This is a genomic window from Porcipelethomonas sp. (assembly GCF_051893655.1).
In the GTDB taxonomy this organism is placed as follows: domain Bacteria; phylum Bacillota; class Clostridia; order Oscillospirales; family Ruminococcaceae; genus Porcipelethomonas.
On sequence record NZ_JBJFHN010000091.1, the window covers coordinates 31,107 to 41,069 of the forward strand.

Below are 9,963 nucleotides of genomic sequence, written 5' to 3' on the forward strand. Positions count from 1 at the left end.
TATTAATTATTCCAGTTCAAATGCACCGGTGTAAAGCTGATAATAAGTACCTTTTTCTGAAATCAGTTTTTCATGGCTGCCACGCTCAATGATTCGTCCATGATCAAGCACCATAATTACATCAGAGTTCTGAACGGTTGAAAGACGGTGAGCTATGACAAATACTGTTCTGCCTTTCATAAGTTTATCCATACCGTCCTGTACCAATGCTTCAGTACGGGTATCAATAGACGAGGTTGCTTCATCCAGAATCATAACAGGCGGATCTGATACAGCAGCACGGGCAATTGAAATAAGCTGTCTTTGTCCCTGAGACAGTCCGCTGCCGTCTCCCTTCAGAACAGTATTATATCCCTGTGGAAGCATACGGATAAATCCATCAGCATTGGCAAGCTTTGCGGCAGCAATGCAGTCGTCATCTGTGGCATTGGGATTGCCATAACGCAGGTTTTCCATAACAGTACCGGTAAACAAATTGACGTCCTGCAAAACCACACCGAGAGAACGGCGGAGGTCTGCTTTCTTTATTTTGTTGATATTGATACCATCATAACGTATTTTACCGTCGGCAATATCATAGAAACGGTTAATAAGATTGGTGATAGTAGTCTTGCCGGCACCAGTAGCACCGACAAAAGCAACTTTTTGTCCGGGTTCTGCATACAGGGTAATATTGTGAAGAACCTGTTTTTTAGGAATATACCCGAAATCTACTCCATCAAAAACAACACGTCCTTCGAGTCTGGTGTAGGTAATAGTACCGTCGTGATGAGGGTGTTTCCATGCCCATATTCCGGTACGATTTCCGGTTTCCGTAATAACTCCGTTTTCCTCTTTCGCATTGACGAGAGTAACATATCCGTCATCGGTTTCAGGTTCTTCATCCATAAAATCAAATATACGGGAAGCACCGGCAAGGGCAGTAACGATGGAATTGAACTGATTTGAAATCTGCGACACAGGATTAGTAAAGTTTCGGGAAAGGGTGAGGAATGAAGCAATCATACCAAGCGTTAAAGTTCCCGCTCCTGTAAGTCCAAGGTTGGTTATGCCGGCAATTGCCATGTATGCACCAAGAATTGCAATAATAACATATTGTACATAACCGAGAGCATTCATCATAGGCATCATTGAATTTGCATAGCCGTTGGCACTTGAAGCACTCATTGCCCATGCCTTATTTTTCTTTCGTAATTCCTCTTTGGCTTTTTCTTCGTGGCAGAATACTTTAATTACTTTCTGCCCGTTTACCATTTCTTCAACATAACCGTTGACATCAGCAAGAGTTTTCTGCTGCATCATAAAGAAAATACCTATTTTTCCGGTAATAACTTTTACGATCTGCAGAATAAGGAACATTACAATTACGGCTACTAGTGTCAGCCATACGCTGATGTAAAGCATGCAAACGAATACTGCAGCAATGGTAAAGACAGAGGAAATAAGCTGCGCCATTGACTGTGCAATCATTTGTCTGAGCGTATCAGTATCATTGGTGTAAAGACTCATAATATCACCATGAGTACGTGTATCGAATGCACGAATAGGAAGTCTCTGCATTTTTTCAAACATTTCATCACGTATCTTTTTAAGTGTTCCCTGTGCTATTGTAACCATTACACGATTATAAAACAAAGTGGAAAGTACACCAACGATATAAACTGCACCTATTACAGCAAGGGCTTTTAGAAGCTTTGTAAAAACCGGGTCTGACGTTCCAAGCAAAGGTACGATATAGTCGTCGATCAGTGTCTGTAAAAACAGAGAAGAAACGGCAGAAGCTATTGCACTGAGCAATATGCAGACTACTACAAAAACAAGCTGTCCTTTATAGTCTTTCATATAAGAAAGCAGTCTTTTCAGAGTTTTCATATCCAACTGTGCTTTGGGTGGAGTACCAGCAGGCATTTCACCCATAGGCGGCATTTTCTTTTGGTTATTCATTTTGGCTGTCTCCTTTCTTTTGTGATTCATATACTTCACGGTAAATATTACATTTTTTCAGAAGCTCATGGTGTTTACCGACTGCTGCGACCCTGCCGTCATCTAAAACAATGATCTGATCTGCATGCTGAACTGAACTTACACGCTGAGCAATAATAATTTTTGTTGTATCGGGAATATACTCTGCAAAGGATTTCTGGATTTCAGCATCGGTTCTGGTATCTACCGCACTTGTAGAGTCATCCAGAATTAAAACTTTGGGTTTTTTCAGCAATGCACGGGCAATGCAGAGACGCTGCTTCTGACCACCCGATACATTTGTACCGCCCTGCTCAATATGAGTGTCATACTTGTCCGGGAAAAGTTTTATAAACTCGTCAGCACAAGCCAGTCGGCAGGCATGTTCTATTTCCTCATCAGTGGCATTTTCATTGCCCCAGCGAAGATTTTCTTTAATCGTACCGGAAAACAGTTCGTTTTTCTGAAGGACCATTGCAACAGAATTGCGAAGTGTATCAAGGTCATATTGTCGTACATCTTTTCCGCCTAGTGTAAGACTTCCGCCGGTTACATCATAAAGACGGGGAATCAGCTGAACAAGACTTGATTTTGAAGAGCCTGTTCCGCCGATAATACCAACGGTTTCTCCTGAATTGATGGAAAGATTTATGTTATCCAGAACTTTTTTATCTGCTTTGGAAGCATAAACAAAATCCACACCTTTAAAGCATATGGAACCGTCTTTTATAACAGTTTCAGGATTCTCAGGATTGGCAATATCTGTCTTTTCATTTAATATTTCTGCTATACGGCGAGCCGAAGCAATAGAAATGGTTATCATGGCAAAAACCATTGAAAGCATCATAAGGCTCATTAATATTTGTGTTGCATAGGAAAACAATGCGGTCAGATCGCCGGTTGTCATTCCAAAAGCAGCATTATTTCCGCTTGAAACAATTGATTTTGCTCCGATCCAGGAAGTGAGTATCATACAGGCATACATAAAGAACTGCATAATAGGAGAGTTAAACGCGAGTAACCGTTCTCCCTTGGCGAAATCATTGTATATGCTTTTTGAAATTTCTTTGAATTTTCCGATTTCATAATCTTCCCGATTGAATGATTTTACAACACGAATTCCATGAATGTTTTCCTGAACCACATTATTCAGTTTATCATAAGTATGAAAAACACGGTTAAAAATAGGATTTACATTTTTTATTATCAAAAGCAGCAATATTGCCATAATAGGAATTACAGCCAGAAAAATGCAGGCAATCGTACTGTTGATCCGGAAAGATACTATCATCGAGAAAATAAGCATAACCGGACCACGTACTGCCATACGTATAAGCATCTGATATGCATTCTGAATATTGGTTACATCTGTGGTAAGGCGTGTAACAATGGATGCAGTTGAGAATTTATCAATATTAGAAAATGCAAATGTCTGAACATTGTCATACATATCCTGTCGGAGATTAGCAGAAAATCCTACTGATGTACGTGCAGCAATGTGGGCAGAAAGAACACCGGTAACAAGCTGAAAAAATGCAAAAATAAGCAAGGCAATTCCATATTTCCATACTGCATTCATATTTCCTGGTTCAATACCATCGTCGATAACTTTCGCCATACAAAGCGGTATCAGAATTTCAAATGCTGCTTCCAGTATGGACAGCAAGATTGTAATTACTGAGCCTTTTTTATGTTCACGCAGACTCCGGGCGAGTGTTTTAATCATATCATTACTCCTTTTATATGTGTAGCATACTACACTTTATATTTAAATTTAAGCCGGAATTTACCGGCTTTGCTTATTTTAAAACAACAGATTACTGATATACATTTGAATTTTTTGATTTAGAAGGGGATAAGGTTCTTATTCAAGATTTTTGTAGATAACATTAAGCATTCTTCTGAGGTCTTCGATTTCTTTGGGTGATAGAGAACTTAACATTTTTCTTTCATTGTTGTGAATATTTTGCTCCAGATCTTTTCCCATAACCTCGGCTTGTTCACTCAATTTAACAATTTTATTACGCCTGTCCGATTCATCGATCCAGGTAATAACATGACCTTTCTGTTTCATTCTGGAAACGATTCCTACCACTGTGGGATGAGACACCTCCAAAAAGGTTTCGATTTCTTTTTGTGTTGCACTGCCTCCTTTTTTATTCAGAAATACAAGTACACGGCTTTGTGTAAAAGTGAGATTAAAGTTTTTTAAATCTGCATCAGCTTTAATACTCAGTTTGTCATTGATATTTTTAATTAAATATCCTACATCTTTTTTTCTCAAAAGCTATCCTCCTTCCAATGTGTAGCATACTACACATTATAGCAGATTACTTTATACTTGTCAATAAAAATCAAATTTTGTTTATAAGTCAATAAATCCTTATTTAAAAATTCAGCCTGACTTTCATCTGGAAAATTAAGCTGATGCAAAAAATATTACATTACTAAACAGAATATTATGTTATATTAATATTTACACCATTTACCTCGACATTTTCATCGGCACGTATCATTATGTATTTAACGCCATCAATAATGCGTGTCTGGACAAGATGACTTTGCTCCGGATTTACCTTAATTGTAATATCCGGCATTTTGACTTCAAATTGTTTGCTGTCAACAATATTTTTTGGACTAAGCTGTGTGTCTTCGCCAAAAGAACTGTTGTATTTTTCTTCAAAAGATTTAACATGTTCCTGGGACACACCGCAATATTCCAGAACATCCTTGACAGTTTCCCTGGAAATAGAAAGCGGTTGTTCATCTTTATTTGCCTTATGTTCGGCTATCATAGAGGATATTTGTTCATGAACTGTCTGCATAACCTTAAAGCTGCAATCTTCAGAAACAGTTTCTTCAAGTATTGAATTGAAAACTTCTTTCTGTTCAGAAGCAGGCATCGGAATCTCGCTTTTGAATATTGCATCAACAAAGTCTGTATGACTGTCAGTAATACTGCGTGTATAGTAAAGTGCATTATAAATATTTGCCTGTCTGTCATCAAATGCAGGAAACATAAAGCCAAGCTCCGGCGGAGCTATAATCCAGTCAGAAGCAATATTGCGAAACTGATTTTCATTTACATAGTAGCTTAAAGCAGGTTTAGTCATTTTAACCGGACATACACTGCATAAAATATATGAAAAAACATCTGCAGCATCTTCCAGCTTTTCATCATCTTTTGTAAAAGAGGGAACATCATATTTTTCATATGTCAGAAGAATAAGAAATTTTTCATCAGTATTCATTGATTGAATTATATGTTTATAAAGTTCATCAGCAGCTTCATCATCATCAAGCTCTGAATTCCGCAGTGTCATTAAAAGTTTGTGTTCTTCACCTTCAATAACCTGCTGATTTGAAAATTCAATATCTATGAGATTTCTGCCTATAGTACCCGAAAGGGTTTTTTTAATAATAGCAAGAATTTTTTCAGCTTCATCTCTGGGCATTGTTCCGAAGAACTGATTAAAATCTGAGATTATTTCTTTATTTTCGTTTACATAACATCCACGGATGTTTCTGATATTTGTTTTGTCAATATTAAATCTTCGGCGGATTTCCGCAATTTCCTTTTCAGTCATATTTTTGTCCTTTTCATAAAAATGTTATATTTATTTTATTATATCACGGTTTGATTAAAAAAGCAAATTTGATTTAAAAAAAGTTACTGTTGACTAACTGCAGCTTATATGATATAATATCACTGGAAATAGAGTTAGCTCTCACTAACCTAAAAAGGAGGAAAATCAATGAGCGTAGTTGTAGTAGGCGGAAATGACCGTATGGCAACAAGGTATAAAGAAATATGCAAATCGTTTAACTGTAAGGCAAAAGTGTTCACTCAAATGCCGGCTGATTTTGAAAATAAGTTAGGTACGCCTGACCTGATGGTGGTTTTCACAAATACATGTTCTCATAAAATGGCAATACGTGTTAATCAGAAATCTGAAAAATATAATATTCCGGTAGCAAGAATTCATAGTGCAAGTGTCAGTGCACTGAAAACAGTTTTGTCAGAACATTGCAGATAATTTTTTAACGGCAGTTAGTACGTGATAACTGCAACAGGAAAGTAATCACTTATGCTGGCATATGAAAACTCTTTGTTTGTGCATAATTAACATAAATTATAGTTAGCCTAATCTAATTAACAGAAAAAATATCCAAATATTTATTTTGGTATAAAAAAGTGCCGGAAAATACTTGACTTTTTGATTCCGACAGGTTAATATAATATATGTGGTTAGAAAACGCTAACCACATATATTATGGAACAAAGTTAGCTTAATCTAACTTTTTAAGCGAATAAAAGGGGAGGAAAAATTGTGATGCCTTTGACTTTTGCTGATGTTGGTGAGGAAAATATGATAAAAAAAGTTGGTGGAAATGCTGAAACAAGGAAATTTCTTGAAAACTTAGGGTTCGTTGCCGGAGGAACAGTTACGGTAATAAGTGAAATAAGCGGAAACGTAATCGTGAATGTAAAAGATTCAAGAGTGGCTGTTTCAAAAGAAATGGCAAGTAAAATTATGGTATGATACGGAGGGGTAGTAATGTCAACATTAAGAGATGCTAAAGTCGGTCAGACTGTTACTGTTAAAAAGATAAACGGTGAAGGAGCAATAAAGCGCAGAATTATGGATATGGGTATAACCAAAGGAGTTAAAGTCTATATCAGAAAAGTAGCGCCATTAGGAGATCCGGTTGAGGTAACTGTCAGAGATTATGAATTGTCTTTGCGCAAGGCAGATGCTGAGATGATTATTACGGAATAAAATTTTCGTTTATTTTATGTATGAGTTAGTGGCAACTTACTTGTGACAGAAAGGATATGATGTAATTATGGAGATTAAAATTGCCCTTGCCGGCAATCCGAACTGCGGTAAAACAACGCTTTTTAATGCGCTGACCGGTTCTAATCAGTTTGTGGGAAACTGGCCTGGTGTTACGGTTGAAAAGAAGGAAGGCAAGCTTAAAAATCATAAAGATGTTGTGATTATGGATCTTCCGGGTATTTATTCACTTTCACCTTATACACTTGAGGAAGTTGTAGCAAGGAATTATCTTATAAATGAAAGACCGGATGCAATTTTAAATATTATTGATGGTACAAATCTTGAAAGAAATCTTTATCTGACAACACAGCTTACAGAGCTTGGAATACCTGTTGTTGCAGCAATCAACATGATGGATGTTGTAAGAAAAAACGGTGATAAGATTAATACAGTTCAGCTTTCAAAAGAGCTGGGATGTACAGTCTGTGAGATTTCTGCTCTTAAGGGGACTGGAATTAAAGAAGCGGCAGAGCTTGCTGTCAAAGCTGCCGAGGAAAAAGAGCCTATGATTCCTCAGCATTCTTTCAGCGGAGTTACTGAGCATGCAATTGCACATATTGAAGAAGCATTTTTGCATAATGTTCCTGAGGAGCAGCAGAGATGGTATGCAATCAAAATATTTGAGCGTGATGAAAAGGTTCTGGAACAGTTACAGATGTCAGAGAATGTCAGAAGCCATATTGAAAATGACATTGTTTCTGCTGAAAAAGAAATGGATGACGATTCAGAAAGTATTATAACAAACGAGCGTTATGTTTACATAGCTTCAATTATTAAGGACTGCTATAAAAAGAAAAATAAAGGCGGACTTACAATATCAGATAAGATTGATAAAATAGTTACTAATCGTTGGCTTGCTCTTCCGATATTTGCAGCTGTAATGTTTATAGTATATTATGTTTCAGTTTCGACAGTGGGCGACTGGGTAACAGGCTGGACTAATGATGTACTGTTCGGTGAATGGATTACAAATGGTGCAAATACGCTCCTTGAAAAATTAAACTGTGCGGCATGGCTTCAGGGACTTATTGTTGACGGTATTATCGGCGGTGTCGGAGCAGTTCTTGGATTTGTTCCCCAGATGCTTGTACTGTTTATTTTCCTGGCATTTCTTGAATCCTGCGGATACATGGCAAGAGTAGCATTCGTTATGGACAGAATTTTCAGAAAGTTCGGACTTTCAGGAAAGAGCTTTATACCTATGCTTATAGGTACAGGCTGCGGAGTACCTGGAATTATGGCAAGCCGTACCATTGAAAATGAACGTGACCGCCGTATGACGATCATGACAACCACATTTATTCCGTGCGGTGCAAAGATGCCTATTATCGGACTTATTGCTGGTGCGTTGTTTGATAATTCAGGCTGGGTTTCTGTTTCAGCTTATTTTATTGGATTCGCTGCTATTATAGTATCCGGTATCATGTTAAAGAAAACTAAAATGTTCGCAGGCGATCCTGCACCGTTTGTAATGGAGCTTCCGGCATATCATATGCCTACAGTAGGAAATGTACTCCGTTCAATGTGGGAAAGAGCATGGAGCTTTATCAAAAAAGCCGGAACAGTTATTCTTATTTCTGCAATTATACTCTGGTTTCTTCAGGGATTCGGATTCGTTGACGGAAGCTTTAAAATGCTTGAAGAAGACGAACTTGATTATTCTATTCTTGCTAAGATCGGCAGTGCCATTGCATGGATATTCAAACCTCTCGGCTGGGGCAACTGGAAAGCTGCTGTTGCAACTATTACCGGACTTATTGCAAAGGAAAACGTTGTTGGTACTTTTGGTATTCTGTTTCATTATTCAGGTGCAGAAGAGCTTGCTGAAAACGGTGACCAGATCTGGACAAATGTTGCGGCTGCATTTTCTCAGCTTTCAGCTTTCTCATTCCTTGTATTCAATCTTCTCTGTGCACCGTGTTTTGCGGCAATGGGTGCTATAAAAAGAGAGATGAACAGTGCTAAGTGGACTTTGTTTGCTATCGGATATCAATGTGTATTTGCTTATGCAGTTTCTCTCTGTATCTATCAGATAGGCAGTATTTTTACAGGAAATGTTAATATTATCGGGCTTATTGCAGCAGTTCTCATAATTGCTTTTGTAGTTTATATGCTTGTCAGACCTTATAAAGAAAGCTCAAAGCTTATCTCTAAAGCTGGTTTAAGAGCATAAAAAGTTTGTTTTGCAAAGGGAACGTCCTGTATGGCAGGACGTTCTCTTATTAACCTTTTTCATAAGGAGGCTTTTATATGGATTTTTTAAAAAATAATATCGGTACTATCATCGTTGCTTTGATTATTTTCGGGATTGTTGCAATGATAATAATTAAAATGATAAAAGATAAAAAAAGAGGAAAATCATCATGCGGCTGCAGCTGTGGCTGCTGTCCGAATTCCTGCTTATGTCATGATCAAACCAAAAGCGGTAAAGGGGCAGTATAAAAATGCTTACGCATTCTCAGAAAAAATATCTTTTTGCAATATATAAGCTGAGCCAAAACGGAAAACCTGTAAAATCTGCGGAGGTTGCAAAAATTGTGGGAGTCAGTAAGGCAAGTACTGTTAAAATGACTCAGCGGCTTATTGAGGACGGGTATATTATAAAAGAGCCATATATGGAAATATCCTTAACCGAAAAGGGGATAAGAGAAGCTAATGAACTTTACACTCCCAGCTTGATTTTATGTGACTTTTTATCCCGGACAGCAGGAGTTAGTAAAAGTAATTCAGACAGTGATTCAGTGGCTATGGTATCACATATGTCAGAAGAATCCGTGGAAAAGCTTGTGAAATTTGTGCTGGAATATAATATGAAAAATAAAACAGACTAAGTCTGATATAGATAATATTTAATATACAACAATACAATAGTGCTGATTCCTGAATGGTTTTGGCACTTTGTTTTTTTATTAAATTTATAGATTTAATACAAATTTAAGATTAATTTAAGAATTTTTTTATATTATATTATTAAAGAAAACGAAGGGAGGTACCTGAATTATTCAGGAATATTATGGCTATTAATACATTTCAAAGAAAAGAAGTAAAGTTTTTGCTTAATATTAATCAGTTCAGACAGCTTCTTGATGTTCTTGATGAGTACATGGAACCGGATGCATATTGTGTCGGCGGAAAAGAATATGGCATTTATAATGTTTAT

10 protein-coding genes are annotated in these 9,963 nt (G+C 37.1%); 6 read left to right on the forward strand and 4 right to left on the reverse strand.

The genetic code is table 11. From position 1 onward, the window contains the following. Window positions 1–6 precede the first annotated feature (6 nt). From ACI4WO_RS05335 to ACI4WO_RS05350, 4 genes are all read right to left on the reverse strand, one after another. A complete protein-coding gene (locus ACI4WO_RS05335) occupies window positions 7–1,944 on the reverse strand; it encodes an ABC transporter ATP-binding protein (protein ID WP_439806529.1) in 1,938 nt (645 codons plus the stop codon). Further along, window positions 1,937–3,688: an ABC transporter ATP-binding protein gene (locus tag ACI4WO_RS05340; RefSeq protein ID WP_439806530.1), complete on the reverse strand. Its 1,752-nt coding sequence runs from the start codon at window positions 3,686–3,688 to the stop codon at window positions 1,937–1,939. Before ACI4WO_RS05340 ends, ACI4WO_RS05335 begins: the two co-directional genes overlap by 8 nt. 138 nt (window positions 3,689–3,826) lie before the next feature. Further along, window positions 3,827–4,246, reverse strand: a complete 420-nt coding sequence (locus ACI4WO_RS05345) for a MarR family winged helix-turn-helix transcriptional regulator (RefSeq protein ID WP_439806531.1) — start codon at window positions 4,244–4,246, stop codon at window positions 3,827–3,829. 175 nt (window positions 4,247–4,421) lie between these two features. Then, entirely contained in the window at window positions 4,422–5,549 is a 1,128-nt protein-coding gene (locus ACI4WO_RS05350) for a DUF4317 domain-containing protein (RefSeq protein WP_439806532.1), read from the reverse strand. Window positions 5,550–5,717: 168 nt separating this feature from the next. On the opposite strand from ACI4WO_RS05350, the gene ACI4WO_RS05355 reads away from it, so the two are divergent. The 6 genes from ACI4WO_RS05355 to ACI4WO_RS05380 all read left to right on the forward strand — a co-directional run bounded on the left by ACI4WO_RS05355 (window position 5,718) and on the right by ACI4WO_RS05380 (window position 9,634). Beyond that, window positions 5,718–5,999 (forward strand): DUF2325 domain-containing protein, encoded by a 282-nt coding sequence (locus ACI4WO_RS05355; RefSeq protein WP_439806533.1) that lies wholly within the window; start codon window positions 5,718–5,720, stop codon window positions 5,997–5,999. A 294-nt stretch (window positions 6,000–6,293) separates the two neighbouring features. Then, complete coding sequence (locus ACI4WO_RS05360) at window positions 6,294–6,506, forward strand: FeoA family protein (RefSeq protein ID WP_439806534.1); 213 nt, start codon at window positions 6,294–6,296, stop codon at window positions 6,504–6,506. Window positions 6,507–6,521: 15 nt separating this feature from the next. Next, on the forward strand, window positions 6,522–6,743 hold the full coding sequence (locus tag ACI4WO_RS05365; protein WP_439806535.1) for a FeoA family protein: 222 nt from the start codon (window positions 6,522–6,524) through the stop codon (window positions 6,741–6,743). Between the two features lie 67 nt (window positions 6,744–6,810). Continuing rightward, window positions 6,811–8,976 (forward strand): ferrous iron transport protein B, encoded by a 2,166-nt coding sequence (feoB, locus tag ACI4WO_RS05370; protein ID WP_439806536.1) that lies wholly within the window; start codon window positions 6,811–6,813, stop codon window positions 8,974–8,976. A 77-nt stretch (window positions 8,977–9,053) separates the two neighbouring features. After that, window positions 9,054–9,245, forward strand: coding sequence for a FeoB-associated Cys-rich membrane protein (locus tag ACI4WO_RS05375; protein ID WP_439806537.1), 192 nt, complete (start codon window positions 9,054–9,056; stop codon window positions 9,243–9,245). Between the two features lie 2 nt (window positions 9,246–9,247). Beyond that, entirely contained in the window at window positions 9,248–9,634 is a 387-nt protein-coding gene (locus ACI4WO_RS05380; protein ID WP_439806538.1) for a metal-dependent transcriptional regulator, read from the forward strand. The last annotated feature ends 329 nt before the right edge of the window (window positions 9,635–9,963 follow it).